This window comes from uncultured Pontibacter sp. (assembly GCF_947502515.1).
Classification (GTDB): domain Bacteria; phylum Bacteroidota; class Bacteroidia; order Cytophagales; family Hymenobacteraceae; genus Pontibacter.
Map to the genome: position 1 here is coordinate 544144 of NZ_CANNAI010000001.1, position 19398 is coordinate 563541.

The 19398-nt window shown below is 49.3% G+C and carries 20 protein-coding genes; 11 read left to right on the top strand and 9 right to left on the bottom strand.

What is annotated here, in order from left to right:
- Positions 1-258 precede the first annotated feature (258 nt).
- Complete coding sequence (locus tag Q1A54_RS02635; RefSeq protein WP_196114229.1) at positions 259-873, top strand: NifU family protein; 615 nt, start codon at positions 259-261, stop codon at positions 871-873.
- A gap of 151 nt (positions 874-1024) precedes the next feature.
- Here Q1A54_RS02635 and Q1A54_RS02640 read toward each other — a convergent pair whose 3' ends face one another.
- The 8 genes from Q1A54_RS02640 to Q1A54_RS02675 all read right to left on the bottom strand — a co-directional run bounded on the left by Q1A54_RS02640 (position 1025) and on the right by Q1A54_RS02675 (position 8101).
- Entirely contained in the window at positions 1025-1426 is a 402-nt protein-coding gene (locus Q1A54_RS02640; RefSeq protein WP_299984848.1) for a hypothetical protein, read from the bottom strand.
- 87 nt (positions 1427-1513) lie between these two features.
- Positions 1514-4534 (bottom strand): protein translocase subunit SecDF, encoded by a 3021-nt coding sequence (gene secDF, locus Q1A54_RS02645; RefSeq protein WP_196114231.1) that lies wholly within the window; start codon positions 4532-4534, stop codon positions 1514-1516.
- Positions 4535-4704: 170 nt separating this feature from the next.
- Positions 4705-5076 carry an RNA methyltransferase gene (locus Q1A54_RS02650; protein WP_299984851.1) on the bottom strand — a complete coding sequence of 124 codons (372 nt, stop codon included), beginning with the start codon at positions 5074-5076 and terminating at the stop codon, positions 4705-4707.
- Between the two features lie 43 nt (positions 5077-5119).
- Complete coding sequence (locus Q1A54_RS02655) at positions 5120-5812, bottom strand: TrkA family potassium uptake protein (protein WP_007652125.1); 693 nt, start codon at positions 5810-5812, stop codon at positions 5120-5122.
- Positions 5812-6429, bottom strand: a complete 618-nt coding sequence (gene udk / locus Q1A54_RS02660) for a uridine kinase (protein WP_299984854.1) — start codon at positions 6427-6429, stop codon at positions 5812-5814. Before udk ends, Q1A54_RS02655 begins: the two co-directional genes overlap by 1 nt.
- An 85-nt stretch (positions 6430-6514) precedes the next feature.
- Positions 6515-7093, bottom strand: coding sequence for a non-canonical purine NTP diphosphatase (locus Q1A54_RS02665; protein WP_299984856.1), 579 nt, complete (start codon positions 7091-7093; stop codon positions 6515-6517).
- 108 nt (positions 7094-7201) lie between these two features.
- A complete protein-coding gene (locus Q1A54_RS02670; protein ID WP_299984858.1) occupies positions 7202-7540 on the bottom strand; it encodes a hypothetical protein in 339 nt (112 codons plus the stop codon).
- Positions 7541-7591: 51 nt separating this feature from the next.
- The gene (locus Q1A54_RS02675; protein ID WP_299984860.1) at positions 7592-8101 is read right to left on the bottom strand and encodes a phosphoribosyltransferase family protein; all 510 of its coding nucleotides are present in this window, start codon (positions 8099-8101) and stop codon (positions 7592-7594) included.
- Between the two features lie 177 nt (positions 8102-8278).
- On the opposite strand from Q1A54_RS02675, the gene Q1A54_RS02680 reads away from it, so the two are divergent.
- The 5 genes from Q1A54_RS02680 (at position 8279) to hemC (ending at position 12583) form a co-directional block, all read left to right on the top strand.
- Positions 8279-8524, top strand: a complete 246-nt coding sequence (locus Q1A54_RS02680) for a type B 50S ribosomal protein L31 (RefSeq protein ID WP_007652115.1) — start codon at positions 8279-8281, stop codon at positions 8522-8524.
- 146 nt (positions 8525-8670) lie between these two features.
- Positions 8671-9111, top strand: coding sequence for a hypothetical protein (locus tag Q1A54_RS02685; protein ID WP_299984863.1), 441 nt, complete (start codon positions 8671-8673; stop codon positions 9109-9111).
- A gap of 70 nt (positions 9112-9181) precedes the next feature.
- Positions 9182-10387, top strand: coding sequence for a GlmU family protein (locus Q1A54_RS02690; RefSeq protein ID WP_299984865.1), 1206 nt, complete (start codon positions 9182-9184; stop codon positions 10385-10387).
- Between the two features lie 105 nt (positions 10388-10492).
- Positions 10493-11620 carry a DNA polymerase III subunit delta gene (locus Q1A54_RS02695; RefSeq protein ID WP_299984866.1) on the top strand — a complete coding sequence of 376 codons (1128 nt, stop codon included), beginning with the start codon at positions 10493-10495 and terminating at the stop codon, positions 11618-11620.
- A 9-nt stretch (positions 11621-11629) separates the two neighbouring features.
- Positions 11630-12583 carry a hydroxymethylbilane synthase gene (gene hemC / locus Q1A54_RS02700; protein WP_299984868.1) on the top strand — a complete coding sequence of 318 codons (954 nt, stop codon included), beginning with the start codon at positions 11630-11632 and terminating at the stop codon, positions 12581-12583.
- 102 nt (positions 12584-12685) lie between these two features.
- On the opposite strand, the gene Q1A54_RS02705 is transcribed toward hemC, so the two are convergent.
- A complete protein-coding gene (locus Q1A54_RS02705; protein ID WP_299984870.1) occupies positions 12686-14251 on the bottom strand; it encodes an alanine/glycine:cation symporter family protein in 1566 nt (521 codons plus the stop codon).
- A 294-nt stretch (positions 14252-14545) separates the two neighbouring features.
- On the opposite strand from Q1A54_RS02705, the gene Q1A54_RS02710 reads away from it, so the two are divergent.
- The 5 genes from Q1A54_RS02710 (at position 14546) to Q1A54_RS02730 (ending at position 19330) form a co-directional block, all read left to right on the top strand.
- Positions 14546-15187: a peptidylprolyl isomerase gene (locus Q1A54_RS02710; protein WP_196114241.1), complete on the top strand. Its 642-nt coding sequence runs from the start codon at positions 14546-14548 to the stop codon at positions 15185-15187.
- A 321-nt stretch (positions 15188-15508) separates the two neighbouring features.
- Complete coding sequence (locus Q1A54_RS02715) at positions 15509-16417, top strand: SDR family oxidoreductase (protein ID WP_299984872.1); 909 nt, start codon at positions 15509-15511, stop codon at positions 16415-16417.
- A 122-nt stretch (positions 16418-16539) separates the two neighbouring features.
- Entirely contained in the window at positions 16540-18195 is a 1656-nt protein-coding gene (locus tag Q1A54_RS02720) for a sodium-dependent transporter (protein WP_007660080.1), read from the top strand.
- A gap of 6 nt (positions 18196-18201) precedes the next feature.
- Positions 18202-18363, top strand: a complete 162-nt coding sequence (locus tag Q1A54_RS02725; RefSeq protein WP_192811708.1) for a hypothetical protein — start codon at positions 18202-18204, stop codon at positions 18361-18363.
- A 7-nt stretch (positions 18364-18370) separates the two neighbouring features.
- Positions 18371-19330: a helix-hairpin-helix domain-containing protein gene (locus Q1A54_RS02730; RefSeq protein WP_299984876.1), complete on the top strand. Its 960-nt coding sequence runs from the start codon at positions 18371-18373 to the stop codon at positions 19328-19330.
- The last annotated feature ends 68 nt before the right edge of the window (positions 19331-19398 follow it).

Sequence of the window (19398 nt, forward strand, 5' to 3'; positions counted from 1 at the left end):
ACGTGCTGTGTGTTTAGTCGGGACAAAAATTTAACTGCGTCACAAAGTTACATTTTCTGGGCTAAATAGCTAACCAAATTGTTGTATAGACATCGCTAATGCGGCACGATACCTGCTCTATATACAAGAAATGTACAAGTGTCTTGCTGTTTTGTGAGCTGTGCGCCTTTGCGAGGCACTATCACTTGTCAGAATAATTGAGTAATTTTGGAAACTTTAAGGCGCAGGCCTAAGTTTTAACATAAAACGCTGATATCCATGTTAGATAATAAAGAAAAGACAGTTTCGGTATATGCCGAAGCTAACCCGAACCCCGAGTCCATGAAGTTTGTGATGAACGTAGGCCTTCTGCCAGACGGCCAGAGCGTGGACTATCCTAACTTAGAGAGTGCTGCTGATTCACCTTTGGCACAAGAGCTCTTCAATTTTGATTATGTGTCGCGTGTGTTCATCGCCAGCAACTTCGTGACAGTAACCAAAGCCGCTAACATCGAGTGGGTGAAGCTTATACCTGAGCTGCGCACCTTCCTGAAGTCGTATGTAGAGGCAGGTGGCCCGATCTTCGTTGAAGGTTTCCAGGCAAACAAGCCAGCCACAAGCACTGAATCAAACGGAGAGGTGTCTGATGACGATGCTGCAATCGCGAAGAAAGTAACTGACCTGCTGGAAAACTATGTGCGTCCGGCTGTAGAGCAGGATGGTGGTAACATCTCCTTCAAGTCTTACAAAGACGGTGTGGTAACTGTACACCTGCAAGGTTCTTGCAGCGGCTGTCCATCTGCCACTGTTACACTGAAGGCTGGTATTGAGAACCTGCTGAAGCGCATGGTTCCTGAAGTACAGGAAGTAGTGGCTGACGGTGTGACGATCTAAGCAAGCCCAACAATCCATAATATAAAGGCCGGCTCTCTGTTAAGGGAGCCGGCCTTTATATTTTGTGATCGTATCATAACGCATACATCATGATTAGTTCTGCTGCTTCATCTTCACAGGCAGTCGGGTGCGCGTTTCTAAGTATAACGCATCATTTTGTGTGCTTTAACTCGTCTTTGATTTTGGAAAGGTATTTAACTGCTTTTTGTCGATAGGACCACGGTTTCACGTGTGCTGGCAGTCTGCTCAGCCAATGGGAGTTAGGCCCCATGTGGCCAGGCCTTTTCTCGCTTAATGCCCTAGTGGTTGGCAGCAATTTCATCGAAAGGATATCGATGCAATGGTCAAGCTGCTCGACCGATGAAAACACAAAAGTAAATCCATCAACTTCTATATGATAGATTTTGTACATACCGTTTGCGTTTTTCTGGGGTGCTGGCGGATCGAAAGCTTGAGCAGCATACCAGGGCACGCCGTCCTGCTCTATATGCACCCAATATGCCATAGGAAAGGACCGCCAATTGTCGCTGTAGCTTATACTAAAATGCTTCATGGTGTTAAATTAACCAGAACGCCAGAACAAAAAAACTCCCGCCCCTTTGCAGAGGCGGGAGTTTTCTGTTTATATGCTGAGCTTAACTTAAGCTACTTTAGCAGATACAGCTGGCGTTACTTTCTCTTTCACAGTATCCACCACGATTGGCGTCGCGATGAACAGGGAAGAGTAGGTACCAGCCAGTACGCCGATGATCATGGCGAACGAGAAGCCTCTCAGTACTTCACCACCGAAGATGAACAGGATCACCACCACTACAAACAGGGTAAGTGACGTGATGATCGTACGGCTGAACGTGCTGATCAGGGCTGGGTTCACGATGTCACGCAGCGGCTTGTTCGGGTTGTCGTGCATGTACTCACGTACACGGTCAAAGATTACTACGGTATCGTTAATGGAGAAACCGATGATCGTCAGTACCGCTGCAATGAACACCTGGTCCATTTCGTAAGATACACCAAACAGGTCGAAGATAGAGAACACGGCGATGATCATTAGGGCGTCGTGCAGCAAGGCAACCACACCACCCAGTGAGAACTGCCACTTGCTGAAACGTAGCATCACATAGATGAAGATACCTACGAGCGCCAGCAATACGGCCACAAGTGCTGTTTTCTGGATATCGTCGGCCATGGTAGCACCTACTTTAGAAGAGCTCAGGATTTCCGGATTCTGGTTGCTGTATTGCTCCAGCCCCTGCATCAGAGCAGCTTTCACACGCTCGTCAGCCTGAATGCTTTCATCATCTGCCAACCAGCTGGTTGTGATCTTCACACGGTTAGAAGCACCGAATGTCTTCACTTCTGTACCAGCAGACTCAAAGTCATCCAACAGGGCTGAACGAACATCCGGAGCTGCAATAGCTTGGTCGAAGTTTACAACATAAGAACGACCACCTTTGAAGTCAACACCCAGGTTAGGGCCACCGTTGATGTACATGGCCACGAAGCCAAATACGATCACAGCAAGTGAGAAAGCATAAGCTGGCTTTCTGAACTTCATCACATCGAACTTCACGTTGCGGAACATGTTAGCTGAAAGGGCAGTACCGAATGACAGTTTACCGCTCTTCTTGAACACACGCTCTACCAGGATTCTTGAAATGAATACAGAAGTAAAGAATGAAGTCACGATACCGATCATCAGGGTGATCGCAAAGCCTTTCACAGGACCAGAACCGAAGAAGTATAGGATAAAGCCTACAATGAAGGTTGTTACGTTCGCATCCAAGATAGTCGAGAAAGCTTTGTCATAACCTTTGTTGATCACTTCACGCATGCTGAGACCTTTGAGTGACTCTTCACGCATACGCTCAAATATCAGTACGTTCGCATCCACGGCCATACCTAGTGTCAGTACGATACCGGCGATACCAGGCAAGGTAAGGGCCGCGCCAAACTGAGCAAGTACACCCAGGATGAAGAACACGTTGAACAGCAAGGCAAGGTCAGCAATGAAACCGCCACGGCTGTAGTAAGCGATCATGAAGATAACAACCATGATCAGACCAGCGATTGTAGAGATCAGACCTTGGTTGATAGCTTCCTGACCTAATGATGGACCTACGATGGCTTCTTCCACGATACGGGTAGGAGCTGGCATCTTACCGGCCTTCAGGATGTTGGCAAGGTCTTTTGCTTCTTCAATAGTAAAGTTACCTGTGATAGAAGAGTTACCACCTGTAATCTCGCCCTGCACCACTGGAGCAGAGTATACATAGTTATCAAGTACGATCGCTACCTGACGGCCTACGTTGTCGCCTGTCAGTTTAGCCCAACGCTTGCTACCAGCAGGTGTCATGGTCATGTTGATCTCCGGACGACCGTTCTGGTCAAAGTCCTGACGGGCATCGTTTACGGCATCACCTGTCATAGGTGCTTTGCCATCACGGCCTTTCTTCACAGCGTAGAACTCTACGAATTCCTGACGGTTGTCACCCACAAGTGGCTTCACGCCCCACAGGAACTTCATATTAGGAGGGAAGATAGAACGAACATCAGGTCTGTTGAAGATTTCGTTGATTTTGGCAGTGTCGCGCACATTAGCACCGATACCACCTGGCATCATCGTGAATAGACGGCCCATTACACCCATTTGCTCTTCCTGAAGTGACTGAAGCGCATCAGCAGAGTCAGTCTGTGCGGCAGAAGCAAGGGCTGTTGTGTCGGTAGAAGCAGCGGCGGCAGTGTCGTTAGAGGTAGCGGCAGCTTGTGCCAGTACGTCGTCAGCAGCAGCATCCTGTACGGTAGCTGGCGTAGTAGCAGAAGACTGTGTGCGGGCTGTTGAAGAACGGCCGATGTTCAGACGACCCGCTTTTTCTTCTGCGTTCAGGTGCTCGCTCAGCTGTGTGAAATAAGGAGAAACTTCTTCAGGAGTCCATACTTCCCAGAACTCCAGGTTGGCCATACCCTGCAGGAGCTTGCGCACACGGTCAGGGTTGTCGATGCCTGGCAATTCGATCTGGATACGACCGCTGTTGCCCAGGCGCTGGATGTTTGGCTGGCTCACACCGAATTTATCCACACGTGTACGCAGGATGTTGAATGAACGCTCAATGGCATCTTCTACTTCCGTATCAATCGCGTTGATTACATCAGCGTTGCTGGATTCGTAGCTGATCTTGCCACGGTTGGCTGTGTTAGAGAAGATGCGGCTCAGACGACCGTCTGGCTCAATTTCTCTGAAGGCTTCAGCGAACAGGGAAGTGAATTTCTCCTGGCTGTTGCGCTGCATTTCCTGCGCACGGGCAAGTGCTTTGAGGAAGTTAGGGTCTTTGCTGTTGCCAGACATTGACTTGATGATCTCGATAGGAGACACTTCCAAAACCACGTGCATACCGCCACGAAGGTCAAGGCCAAGGCCCAGTTCGTTTTCTTTTACCTCCTGGTAGGTATACTCAGCACCAAGGAAGTTGTAAACAGGCTCTCTCCACACCGAGTCAAGGTATGACTGCTGCTGGGCGTGGTCTACGTTGCCTTGTGCGTCTGTGGCGTAGGCCTCAGCGTCTTTTTGCACACTGCGGGCAACGAACGAGAATGACAGGTAGTACAGGCAGAGCGCCGATACTATCAGAGTCATAACGATAATAAAATTCTTATTCCGCATGGGTTGGTTGATAAATAAAGTATAGTTGAAATAATGATAATGCTCTGAGGATCACAGCGGTGCTATCTTATAATAACCAATAAATGCTGTGATGCTGTTCCGCTATACCTGAGAAAAAGGTATGCGCAACGGGTCAGGACCATGGGAGGGCCTGTGGGGAAAGGGTTCGCTTAGGGAGCGTTGGGTTGAATGGAAATAGGGAGGAAGCGGGCAACGAAGCCAACACCGGGTGCTCTGGCCGCATAAGCAGGCAGCGCTTCATCAGTAGGTATAGCAAAGGCAGGTATAGGAGTGGGCTTCAGCGCATCCTGCTCTAAGTTGAGCACTACGAAGGAAGTAGTAGCCTCCAGCGTAACCTTTTGCTTGATAACCGTTTTTTCCTGCGGAGCCGTGGCCAGTTGGGAGGCCGACTTTACAGGGATGCCTTGCGCCGTGTAGGTATACGCCACCACTTCCTGTCCATTGAGCATAAGCGCCCAAAGCAGGGTTACGGTCATCAAAAGATGACGGAAGTGTGGAAGTATAGCGTTTGCGTTTGGCATATAGAAAGCAAATGTAAAAGCTTTCGTTGAAAAATAAAACCTGTTAGCGGTTTATATCAATAAATCGTTTGATATCGTGCTTTTTCCCGATAAGAATCAGAATGTCAGAAGGATAGATGATAGTGTCGGCCTTCGGAACACCGATGATGTGCTCCACCTGTGTCGGTTTACCGTCCTGGATCTCCTCAAAGAAGCGCTTAATCGTGATCATGTTGAGGTTATACTTCTCGCGCAGTGATATTTTAGCCAAGCTTTTGTTGGCGATACCACGCGGGGTGTTGATCTCCACGATCTCGTAGTTGTCAGGCAGCGGCAGGAAGGTGCGGATGTTTGGCTGCAGCAGGCGCTCGGCTACAGTTTTACCAACTTCTCCCTCCGGCGACAGGATCTCCTGCACGCCCATTTTCTCCAGAATACGACGCTGCTGTTTGTTGGAGGCACGTGTGATCACCCGTTTAATGTTCAGCTCCTGCAGGTTAGCTGTAGTAATCAGCAAAGCCTCGAAGTCCTCGCCGATGGCCACAATGGCCGCGTCCATGTCCTGCACGTTTTGGGCTTCGAGGGCGCGGATGTCGGTCGCGTCAAGGGCAACGGCATAGGCCACTTCGTCCTTGATGGCTTCCACGTGGTCTTCGTCATTGTCGATGGCGAGTACCTCCGCGCCACGTTCAGCAAGTGTGCGGGCAATGGAGTTGCCGAAGATACCGAGGCCGATTACTACGAACTTGTGTCGCATTATTTTATTTTGGAGTTAAGGTATGTGGTCAGCACATCCAGCCCGCGGTCGAAATTCTCGTTGTTCGGGATGATGATGTCTGCGTCGTTCTTGTAAGGCTTGATGTACTTCTCGTAAGTAGGTGCCACATGGTGGGTATAGCGGTACAGCACATCGTCCAGGTCATAGCCGCGCTCCACTTTGTCGCGCACGATGCGACGCTGCAGCTTGATGTACTCTTTGGCGTCGATGTATACTTTCAGGTCCAGCAGTTTGGCGATCTCCTCGAAATAGAAAACAAAAATACCCTCTACCACCACGATCGGTGCTGGCTTGAACTCCAGCTGCTTTGGCACTACGTTTGGGTTGTTGAAGGTATACTCTTTGCGGAAAACGCTTTCGCCACGGCTCAACTGCAGGATGTCCTGTGCATAAGCGTCGTCGTCGATGCAGGAAGGGAGGTCGAAGTTGACAACCCCGTTGAGGTCGCGGGTCTGGTGCTCGCGGTCTTTGTAATAGTTATCCTGAGAGATCAGACAAATATTCTCAGGCGAGAAAGAAGCAAGTAGTCTATTCAAAAAAGTGGTTTTCCCTGAAGCACTACCTCCTGTAATTCCGACGATGAATGGCTTTTGCATTGGAAGTTATGGTATCAGGCTACAAAATTAGTCTTTTAAGGCCAATGTGGCTACAGCCTGTGCTAATTATTTTACCTCCCCAACGCTATTGTGCTTTCAAAAATTCCACCAGCTTACGGATGGCCTCGCCACGATGACTGATGGCGTTTTTTTCCTCTGGTGTCATCTCTGCGAAAGTACGGTCATAACCCTCCGGTACAAACACCGGGTCGTAGCCAAAACCCTTATTTCCTTTCCACTCGGTGGTAATCTGACCGTTCACGGTACCTTCGAACTGATGCTCCTGCCCGTCGAGGAATAAGGTGATGGAAGTGCGGAAGCGGGCACGGCGGACGTCGTGGCCCTCTAGGTTCTTGAGTAAGTGGCGGATATTGTCGGCGTCGTTGCGCTGCGGGCCGGCATAGCGGGCAGAGTACACACCTGGCTCGCCGCAGATGGCATCTGCCTCCAAGCCTGTGTCGTCGGCAAAGCAGTTGACTTTATATTTCTCCCACACGTATTGCGCCTTTTGGCGGGAGTTACCTTCCAGCGTGTCCTGGTCCTCGGCCAGCTCCTCGTGGCAGCCGATGTCTTCGAGGGTGAGCAGTTTATACTTGCCTTCAAGCATGCGGCTCACTTCGGCTACTTTGTTTTTGTTATTGGTGGCAAAGCAGAGTTCTTTCATAGTTTGTCAGTATCAGGATTCGCCGGATTGAGGATAACCTAAATTAGTAGTCCGGTACCAAGCTGAATAGTACGTGCTAAGGTATATTTGGATTAACAGGAACCTCTTTTAGCCGTTCATGGGCGATGCTACGTCCTGCGAACGCCTTTCCAGCGTCTTTAGTTGATTGTATCGTTTGGTGTTGAAGTTCCAGTAGTAGGCGTGAAGACCCATCCCTACTGCGCTGTAAATGAATAGTCTGATCAGGAAGTCTGAGGAGATGAAACTATGGGCAAGTGCCGACGTGTCCCATGCTCTCAAATCATCCCAAGATTGGAGCAGGTTTGATAAGATACTGACCAGCACTCCCCACAGCAAACCGCGTGTGATAATGTAGCGCCATTGACCGCCTTCTTTCGCTTTGGCCCATTTGCCAATAAAGCCCACTTCTTCTTTGTTTAGCTGCATAGCTTCAGTTTAGAGTTTTCACCTTCTTTTGTAGAAGGCGCTAGAGTATTTTTAATGCAGGTACGCTGCTATTTCATTTTCCTGGAGCACCACATCCACACGCTCCCGCAGGGTAGTGGCCAGCGAGTAACCGGTATAGGTAGACGATACCGGGAATAAGGTATGGTGCCGGTTCACCAGCGTCGCGATCTCCACTTTTTTGGGATTGTGCGGCAGCAGGGCGTTTAAGGTATAGGCTAGTGTTTTGCCTGTGTTCAGCACATCATCCACAATAATCACGACGGCATTCTGGAGCGCAGTTCCCTCCGGACTGATGGCAACCGGTGTTTGTAGCGGAGCTGTTTTGTCGAGTGTGACTTGCAGGAGCGTTACCTTGATAGGTGAAATCTTCTCCAGTTCCTGTGCCAGCATGCCTGCCAGGGTATAGCCGTTGCGGTGTATGCCTGCCAGCACAAGGGGCTGTTCCTCAAAGTTCTGCTCATATACCTCATAAGCCATGCGGGTGATCTTTTGCTGGATCTGGCCCTGGTCGAGTATCAGGTTTTGCTGTGGGTGTGTCATGTGGGTATCGGTGTAAGGTATGGCGCTGTGCCTGAGACAAATTTATATAATTATCGATAGCAACTGCATACCTGAGTAAATGAGTAAAATAATTTGGTTAGTAGCGTTTTAATTTCAAAAATACTTATTAAATTTGCAGTCCGATTCAGAAATTAAGGTTAATTAACGTTTATAATAATGAAAAAAGGCATTCACCCAGAATACAGAGATGTGGTATTTCAGGATATGACGAGTGATTTCAAATTCATCACGCGTTCTACGATGAACTCTGACGAGAAAATCACGATGGAAGACGGCAAGGAGTATCCAGTGATCAAAGTGGAAGTTTCTTCTGCATCACATCCTTTCTACACTGGTAAAAACATCTTTGTGGATACTGCGGGTCGTGTGGAGCGTTTCAACACACGTTACAAGAAAAAATAAGCAGGTATACCACCTGGTTAAAACGTTTCAGAAAAGTCTTCCTGAGAAATCGGGAAGACTTTTTTATTTTTACCTTCAGTCGAGGCATTTGGCCCGGTTTCTGTTATAGCAAAAACTATATATAGACGCTTACTAAACCACTGACTATGAAACTGAAAGCTACCCCTCTGTTTGCCATGCTGTCGCTCTTGGTCTTCGCCTCCTGCGACAAAACCGAAGAAGTTACACCTGAGCCCGAGCCAGTTGATAAAACAGTAGTATTCCAGGTATTTGGCAGTCAGAATTTCTCTTACAGCCAGTATGCCGAGGAGGCTATAACGATCAAGCTTTTGATTACCCGAACGAACAGGGATGTGGCAGATGCGATTGAAACGGTGGTTTTCGACAGCACCTTTACGATGGCCCTGAAAGAGGTACCTGTGCGGGCTAACAGAATAGTGATCAGGAAAACTGTGCCTGCGGTGCTGGATACCGAAGAGAATGTGTTCATCGGAACCGGCTATACCTACCGGCAGAACTCCTTTGGCAAGAACCAAACCTTTCCTACTGGTCAACAAGAAAAGAATGTGGAGCTGACGGTCTACTAGGGAAAAGATTACACGTAATTAAGCCAGTCTTCCTGAACTATTTCGGGAAGACTTTTCTATTTTTGTAGCTATGAATATCATTCTCTTCGATGAACCTGTTATCCGGCAGTCGCTATTGCCGCTGACTTTCACCAGGCCGGTGGCCGAGATCCGCGTTGGTATAATGACCATTGCGGAGAAGTGGCAGGCATATGCAGGTGCTACTGTGTCATACCTGACGCAAACATACCTGCAGCACAAGTTTCCGGCGCACTATGTCACGCACAATGTTTTTGTAAATGGTGCGGTTTGCCCGGATGAAAAGCTAATAGAGCAGGTCAAAGCCCTCAAGGTAGGAGAAGGGTTGTACTGCGAAGGTATGCTGATTGCGCTAAATGCTGACAACCTGGACCTGCACGACGCCGCCGAATTGGTCATGCATTCCTCTTCCAAAAAAATAGAGTGCATGCCTGAGAGCATCATCCGGGAGGTGTGGGAGATTTTCGTGCAGAACGGGAATCAGATTCGCAGCGACTTCAAGGTGCTGACAGAAGGTCGCAAAAGCCAACCTGTTGGAGACAAGTATACCATGGTGTATGGCGAGGAGAATATCTTCATCGAAGAGGGTGTGAAAATCCGAGCGGCCATACTCAATGCGGAAAACGGACCTATCTACATCGGCAAGAATGCCCAGATACATGAAGGCGCAGTAGTCAAAGGCCCTTTCGCGATCTGTGAAGGCAGCAATGTGAACGTGGGCGGCAAAATGCGGGGTGACGTGACCATTGGCCCTTTCTCAAAGGTGGGCGGTGAAGTAGCGGCTTCGGTGATCTTTGGCTATACCAATAAAGGCCATGAAGGCTACCTGGGCAACTCGGTGTTAGGCGAATGGTGCAACCTGGGTGCCGATACGAATACATCAAACCTGAAAAACAACTACGCCGAGGTGAAGATCTGGAGCTACGCCAAAGGCGGCTTCAAAAGCACCGGTCAGCAGTTCTGTGGCCTGATCATGGGCGACCACAGTAAGTGCGGTATCAATACCATGTTCAATACGGGTACAGTAGTAGGTGTGAGTGCTAACATCTTTGGGGCTGGGTATCCGCGCAACTTTATACCTTCCTTCGCCTGGGGAGGCGCCGCTGGCTTCGAAACCTTCCAGCTGCGCAAAGCAAACGAAGTAGCCGAGAAAGTAATGGAGCGCCGTAACCTGGCTTATGACAAAATAGAACAGGATATTATGGCGGATATCTTTGAACAAACCCGCGAATACCGGGTGTGGGATAGGAAAGTATAATTGTTGGTTGTTAATTGCCAAAGGGGCCGCCTCTCAGGTTTAAAACACTGGAATGATAACAGCATAATTAACAATCAACAATAAGCAACCAACAACAATTTAAACGTGCATTTCTCTCAAATAATAGGACATCAGGAAACGAAAACCTTGCTGGTTAATTCGGTGCGGCAAAACCATGTGGCGCATGCGCAGCTGTTTCTGGGGCAGGAGGGAAGTGCCAATCTGGCTATGGCGCTGGCCTATGCCACCTACATCAACTGCGAGGACCGGCAAGCTGATGATTCATGTGGAACGTGCAATAGCTGCGTGAAGATGAACAAGCTGGTGCACCCCGATTTCAACTTCGTGATGCCGGTGACGAGCACCAAGTCGGTGACCAAGGATGTACTGAGCCAGAAGTTCCTGACGGAGTGGCGGGAGTTTGTGCTGGCCAATCCCTATCAGGGGCTGAATGAGTGGATGCAGCATATTGGTGCCGAGAACAAGCAAGGGAATATCTCCAAAGAGGAAAGCCGCCAATTAGTGAAACTGGTTTCACTGAAAGCCTTTGAAGGTGATTATAAGATCGTACTGATCTGGCTACCGGAACTGATGCACCCATTCGCCGCCAATGCGCTGCTCAAATTGCTGGAGGAACCACCCGCTAAAACACTTTTTCTGCTGGTGTCGCAATCGGCCGAGAAATTGCTGGCGACCATTACCTCCCGTACCCAGATTGTGCAGGTGCGGGCTTTCACAGAAAGTGAGGTCATCTCATACCTGCAGGAGAAGCACGGTCTTGATAACACAGCCGCTTACCAGGTAGCACAATTGGCTGAAGGTAGCCTGAACGCCGCTACCAAACTCACCAGCGAGGTCAGCAGCGACTACTTCACCTTCTTCACCGACTGGATGCGCAACTGCTACAGCTACAAATTCGACAAGGTGGTGGACTTCAGTGAGGAGTTTCAGAAGCTGGGCCGTGAGAACCAGAAGAACTTTCTGCTTTATGCGCTCAACCTCTTCCGCAAAGTGATGCTCTACGGTGTAGATCCATCGCTGATCGCTTATTTGCCCTCAAACGAGCTCGATTTCGTACAGAAGTTCTCGAAGCTGATAACACAAAACAATGCCGATAAACTGACGCAGGAACTAAACGAGGCACATTATCACATAGAGCGAAATGCCAATCCGAAAATGGTGTTCGTGGACAGCTCTATTCAGATCGCCCAGTACCTGCGCAATGCTAACTAAGAAGATATCATGGAAAATAATACAGCGATAAAAACCATCAACATCGGAACACGCGGCAGTAAGCTGGCCCTTTGGCAGGCACATGCCGTGGCCGACAAACTTCAGGCCGCAGGCTTGGATACTGAGATCGTGATCATCAGTACCAAAGGCGACCAGATACTCGACCGCTCCCTCGACAAGATCGGCTCGAAAGGCGTATTCACTGAAGAACTGGAAGTAGGCCTGCGCGACGGCAGCATTGACATAGCCGTGCACAGCGCCAAAGACGTGCAGTCGTCTATACCTGAGGATCTGGAACTGGTAGCCTTTATGGAGCGCGAGCAGGTGAACGATGTCATTCTATCCTTCAACCCGGACTTCAAACTGGAGCGTGACAGCAAGGTAGTAATTGGCACTTCGTCGACTCGCCGCAAAGCTTTGCTCAGAAAATACTACCCGAACGTGACTACCGCCGAGTCACGCGGCAACTTGCAAACCCGCCTGCAGAAACTCAAGGACGGACAGTTTGATGCGCTCATGCTGGCCTATGCCGGTGTGTTCCGCATGGGCTACGACGACCTGATTGTGCATACCTTCCCGGACAACGAATTTATACCTGCTGCTGGTCAGGGCAGCGTGGCTGTGGAATGTGCCCGCAACCTGGAGCCGGAGCTAAAGCAGCAACTAAAAGACGCGCTTGACCATGCAGAAACCCATGTTTGCCTGGTGGCAGAACGGGCTTTCCTGCGCACGATGGAAGGTGGCTGCAGTATTCCTTCTTTCGCACTGGCTACCTTAACAGCTGAAGGCAAGGTGAGCATTCAGGGTGGTTTGGTAAGTCTGGATGGACAGCAGCACCTGTACGATAAGTTTGAGGGTGATCAGGCAGAAGCTGAATCACTGGGTGTGAAGCTGGCTGAAACGATTCTGGGTCGTGGTGGTGATCAGATATTGAAAGACATCAGAGCTGAAAGAGGCGAATAGCCTGTCAGTAAAACTATACCTCAGTAAAATAAGAACGGGCCGCTTGCTTTGCGCAGGCGGCCCGTTTCTGTTGTAGGTATAAAGTATACCTGTTATCTATACCTATGCCTCCGCTTCAGCCTTCAAGTGTGCTGCTTCAACCGCCGCTGGTGTGAACGGCTGTTTTTTACTGGAGCGTGCATAGGCCAGGAAAGCCTGCATCTCGTTTTTCACGACCGGGGCCAGGATGAACAAACCTATCAGGTTCGGAATACTCATCGCAAAAAGCATCGCATCAGAAAAGGCTACTACGCTATTCAACTGAATCGGTGCACCCAGTACCACAAAGGCGCAGAACAATACTTTAAAAGAGATATCAGCCGACTTGGTGTGGCCAAACAGATAGGTCCAGGACTTAAGGCCGTAGTATGACCAGGTAATCATGGTAGAAAAAGCGAATAGGATAACGGCAGCAGCCAGTATGAGCGGGAACCAGTCGATTACTGTGGCGAAAGCGGAAGAGGTAAGTGCAATACCATCGCCTGTGTCCTGGGTATAGGCACCTGTTACAACTATTACGAGGGCTGTCATGGTGCAGACAACTACTGTGTCAATAAAAGGCTCCAGTGAAGCGACAAAGCCTTCTGTAACGGGCATGTTGGTTTTCACGGCGGAGTGCGCAATGGAGGCCGAGCCTATACCTGCTTCGTTCGAGAAAATACCACGACGCAAGCCTTGAATCATAACGCCAACCACACCGCCGCCAATGGCCGTCGTGGTGAAGGCACCTTCAAAAATAGCCACAAAAGCTGCTGGGATTAAAGTAAAGTTGACCAGCAAAACTATAATAGCAGCCACAATGTAAACGCCGCACATCAGCGGAACCACTTTCTCGGTTACCCGGGCTATGCTCTTCATTCCGCCCAGAATCACCAAACCTACCAGCACAGCCATAATCAAACCGAACATCCAGGAATTACCACCTCCAAAGAAAGAAGCCTCTGCGCCGCCCGTTACGGATATAAACTGCTGCGTTGCCTGGTTGATCTGGAACATGTTGCCTGCTCCCAGTGCACCGCCTATACACATCACTGCAAAAAAAGCAGCCAGAAATTTGCCCAGGCCCGTCATGCCGCGTTCCTGCAATCCCTTTTTTAAGTAGTGCATCGGTCCGCCTGATACGGTGCCGTCGGCATGCACATCGCGGTACTTCACACCCAGCGTACACGACACAAACTTAGTGGACATACCGAAAAGGCCTGCCATGATCATCCAGAAGGTAGCACCTGGTCCGCCGAGTGAGATGGCGATGGCCACACCCGCAATATTGCCCAGGCCTACTGTGCCAGATACGGCAGCTGTCAGCGCCTGGAAGTGGGACACCTCTCCGGGGGCACCGGGCTGGTTGTACTTGCCGCGTACAATGTCTAGCGCATACTTAAAGCCTCTGATGTTGACGAAGCCCAGGTATACAGTAAAGAATAGAGCGCCTGCCAGCAACCATACCAGGATAAGCGGTATACCTGTGCCAGCCACTTGCACTTCATAGAAGATGATGTCAGAAATGAACTGCGCAGTAGGAGCTACGGCTGCTTCAATTTTTTCGTCGATAGTGGTGGAGGGAACCTGTGCCTGCGCACTGCCTGAGGCGGCAAGGCCAAGGCCTGTTATGAGTAGTACTTTTTTCATTAAATAAGGGTAGGTAAGTTTAGTCAGCATGCATGAATATAACTTTATTTGACGGAAGTAGGAAATTAACATCTAAATTGCTTCCGGAGGTGCAGCATAAAGTTCTTAAAGTGCAAGCTATACCCTGTATACGAAAGGGCTCCTTTCACATGATGCTGTGGTTGTGGATTTTATTCTGAAATAGAAGTATTCGCATGAGGGGGCAGAAAATGAGGTCAATGCGTGAAAAGGTGCCAAAAAGGCTTAAATTTGAAATTTAGACCTAATTTCAGACGATAAACCTATACCACAAACATGAATCTGCTTAGAAAGATCGCTACTTTCATGATACTGCTGGCCTTGTTGCCTATGGCCGTGCTGGCTCAGAAAGCTCCGAAAGGCAAAGACCAGCTGGTAACCATCTCTACGCCGCATGGCGAAATGAAACTGCTGCTCTACGACGACACGCCTCTACACAAAGACAACTTCCTGAAACTTATCCGCGAGGGCTATTACGACGGCACCACGTTTCACCGTGTAATCGATGGCTTTATGATTCAGGGGGGCGACCCGAACACCAAAGACGATGACCCACGCAACGACGGTATGGGTAACCCGGGCTATACCATTCCCGCTGAGATCAAGCCGAAGTACAAACATGTGCGGGGCGCTCTGGCCGCTGCCCGTATGGGTGACCAGGTGAATCCTAAAAAAGAGTCGAGCGGTTCGCAGTTCTACATCGTGGAAAATCACCAGGGCACGCCGCAACTGGATGAAGCCTATACCGTGTTCGGGCAGGTGATCGATGGCCTGGATGTGATCGATAAAATAGCTGAACAAGCTGTAGACGGCCGTAACCGTCCGCTTTCGGATGTGAAAATAACTGTGAAAGTGGAGGACGTGAAAAAGAAGAAGATCGCCCGCAAGTACAACTATACCTATCCGCAGGCAAATTAACTGTCGTTGGGACTGACTGTCTGTTTTTCATTTAATAGAGAAACGCACAGTAACTGTAGAATCTTTACCCAAATGGCAGTTTCCTTTAGTAGGAGAGGGCTGATGCACTTGCTCTCAAGAACAGGGCTGTTTTTTATGAGAAAACAAGCTCCCTTCCCCCGGAGGTTAAGCCTGTGCCATTTGCTACCAAGATCCATTCAGGATGACAAAAGTAAAACGGAATGACCTTGCTCCCAAGTGGACTTAGTTTGCAAGCTAATACCAAACCAAGCATAGAAGAACTCTACTGAGAATCTTCACCTAAACCAAGAAACCGAAAACATGAAAAGAATACTGATTACAGGCTCCAATGGCCTGCTGGGCCAGAAACTGGTTACCCTGTTACTTCCTCGCACCGATGTAGAATTGCTGGCAACCAGCCGTGGCGATAATAAATTAGCTGAGATCTTTCCGACATTGGCCTTTGCCTCGATGGATGTGACCAACCCCATAGAAGTGGAGCGGGTAGTAGCTGACTTTAAACCAACGCATCTGATCCATACCGCTGCCATGACGAACGTAGACCAGTGCGAGTCTGACCGTGAGGGTGCTCTCAGGCTCAACCGCGACGCAGTGGCCTTTGTAGTAGAAGCCTGTGAAAAGCATAACGTACACCTGATCCACCTTTCCACTGACTTTATCTTTGATGGTGAGGACGGTCCTTATGACGAGGAAGCGGAGGGCAACCCGATCAGCTTTTATGGTGAAACCAAACTGATGGCCGAGGAGATCGTGAAAAAGGCGAAATGCAAGTGGGCGATACTCCGCACTGTGCTGGTATATGGCGTGGTGCACGACTACGGTCGCACGAACATTGTGCTGTGGGTGCGTGATAGCCTGCGGGCCGGCAAAGTGATCAAGGTCGTAACTGACCAGTTCCGTACCCCAACGCTGGCTGAGGACCTGGCCATGGGCTGCTGGCTGTCCGTGCAGCACAACGCCGAAGGCATCTACAACATCTCAGGCAAGGAAATGTACACCCCTTATGACATGGCGATGCTCGTCGCTGACTACTTCGACCTGGACAAATCACTCATCGATAAAGCTGATGGCAGCACCTTTTCGCAACCTGCCAAGCGTCCGCCGCGCACTGGTTTTATCATCACCAAAGCCGAGCGTGAACTAGGGTACAAGCCCCATACCTTTGAAGAGGGTATAGCCATGGTCGCAGAACAGGCTGATATGTATTAAAAATATTGAATTTAATATGGTTCAATCAGAACCATTGTTTAAATTGTAAGCTTTAAATCCCTATTATCCGTGCCTTTACACTAAACCAACTAATCTAAACTAACCAACCTTTACCTCTTTTTATGAGTGCTAACAAAGAATCATGGGGCTCCCGGGTGGGTCTCATTCTGGCCATGGCCGGCAACGCAGTGGGTCTGGGAAACTTCCTCCGTTTCCCAGTGCAGGCGGTGCAGAACGGCGGTGGAGCTTTCATCATACCCTATCTGATCTGCTTTCTGGTAATGGGTATTCCGCTCCTCTGGATTGAGTGGTCCATGGGCCGCTTCGGTGGTAAGTTCGGTCACCACTCCACACCGTTTATTGTGGACACCATGCACCGCAACCGCCTCTGGAAGTACATCGGGGTATTTGGTATCTGGACCAACATCGCGGTAGCCTCATATTACTGCTACCTGGAGTCCTGGACGCTCTCTTACGTGTTCCACTCCATCGGCGGTACCTTCGCCGGGCTTGATCAGAACGGCGTGTCAGCTTTCTTCAACGAGTATGTAAGCCTGGGTGAATCTACCTTCGGTATACCTTACGAACCTATTGTTTTCTTTGTGATCTGCTTGCTGCTTAACACCTGGATCCTTTCTCAAGGCCTTGCCAAGGGTGTGGAGCGTGTTGCCAAGATCGGTATGCCCTTGCTGATTCTGTTCGGTATTTTTCTGGCTTACAAAGGCTTCACTATCACGGCAGGTGAGAATGGCGCAATCAACGATAGCTCTGTAGGTCTCAACTTCCTTTGGACACCGAACTTCGATGAGCTATGGTCGCCAAGTGTATGGCTGGCAGCTGCCGGTCAGATCTTCTTTACCTTGTCGGTAGGTATGGGTACCATCCATTGCTACGCTTCTTATGTGCGCTCCAAAGACGATATCGCCCTTAATGCGATGTCTGCCGGTTGGATGAACGAATTTGTGGAAGTGGTACTGGGTGCTGCTATCCTGATCCCGATCTCTATTGGTTACCTGGGCGTTGACGGTGTGACTGAACTGGTGAACAGCCAAGGTGGTCTTGGACTTGGTTTCAGAACGCTGCCATACCTGTTCTACCAGTGGGGCGATGTGCTGGGTGCTGTAGCCGGTGTGATGTGGTTCGGCCTCCTGTTCTTTGCCGGTATTACTTCGTCACTTGCTATGGGTACACCTTGGATCGGCTTCCTGCAGGACGAGTTCAACTGGAGACGCAAGCCAGCCGCCTGGTCGTTTGGCCTGATCGTGTTGCTGCTAGGTATGCCGACGGTGCTGTTCTTCAAATATGGTGTATTCGACGAGTATGATTACTGGGCAGGCACTGTATCGCTGGTAGTGTTTGCGCTATTTGAATCTATTCTGTTTGCGTGGGTGTTTGGTATGAACAAGGGCTGGCGTGAGATTACCTCCGGTGCCGACATTCAAGTGCCTAATTTCTATAAGTTCATTATCAAGTTTGTGACGCCGCTGCTCTTGCTTTGGGTATTTATAGGCTCGCTTATTACGCCAAAAGGCGGTGACTGGGCCGGAGCCTTTGCTAATGGCTGGGAACTGGACGATAGTTCGATCATCAATAAGATCAAGAACTCCAGCCTGAAACGCCAGCTTGCCGAAGCGACTGATCCAGAAGTGATTCAGCAGTTGCAGGATACGTTGTTCTTTGTGAACGCTTCGCGTACATTGTTAGTAGCTGTATTCCTGAGCATTGCGCTGCTGGTATACATTGCCTACAAAAAAAGAGTTAGAGAAGGAAGAATTTAGGAAACTATGAATACATCTGCACTTGTTGTCATGCTCAGTACCATATTGCTGGTAACTGGCTTAATGTCATACTTCTTTTACCGGGTGCTGAATGCACCTCCAAAGCCGGAGCCCGATTCGTATCTCGACAATGATGACGAGATAGAGCGGCAGGCTCCACGGGCATAAATTAGAAATGAGAAAACTCAAGTACTGGATTCGACGCAACTTTGGCTTCTCGCAAGGTGAGGTAAACGGATTTCTGGTACTGCTGGGGGCAATGGTGCTGCTAACGGCAGCACCATTGCTATTTAAATGGGTTACAAAACCTAATCCCACCTCTATTGATAGTAGCCCATCTGACAAACAGCTGCTTGATAGCCTGGTGGCTCAACTCGAAGCCAAACAACCAGAGCCGACAGGTAGGGGACAGGTATACCAGTTGCCTGTGGCACTGCAGCCTTTCAACCCTAATCACTTAAGCGAGGAGCAGTGGCAGGAGCTGGGTATGCCGAAGTACATGGCACAGCGCATTCTCAACTTCCGCAACAAAGTAGGCGACTTCACTTACAAGGCACAGCTCGGGACTATCTATGGCCTGCCTGATTCGGTTTTCCAAAAGCTGTACCCTTACATCCAACTCCCCGAAACCAAACCTGATAGGTATAGCCGCAACCAAGGTATAGCTGGTAGTCCTCGGACTGCGCCAAATCCAAATTGGACCAGTAACCCACGCCCAAGAGAGCAGTTTATATTGGCACCTTTCAACATTAACTCCGCTGATACCACGGCGCTAAAACAGATCAGAGGGATTGGCAGCAAACTGTCGGCAAGGATCGTGAAGTACAGGGATGGTTTGGGAGGTTTCCACAGTATGGCGCAGGTGCAGGAAGTTTTCGGGCTGCCACCGGCCGTAGTAGACAGCCTGCAGAAGTATACCTTCGTGCCAAAAGCCAACCCCTTGCAGCAGCTGTCACTTAATCAAGCCAACGCCGATCAGTTGAAGGCACATCCTTATATCAGTTCTAATGTGGCGCGGGCGATTGTTGCTTATCGGGAGCAGCATGGTGCTTTTACATCAGTTGAAGATATTAAAAGAATTAAGATAATAGATCAGGAAATATACCAAAAGGTTAAACCTTATTTAATACTTTAATACTATATATATTTATCATCAGTAAATAATGATAGAGCTGAGAGAAAAAGAGCCCAGACATATTCATA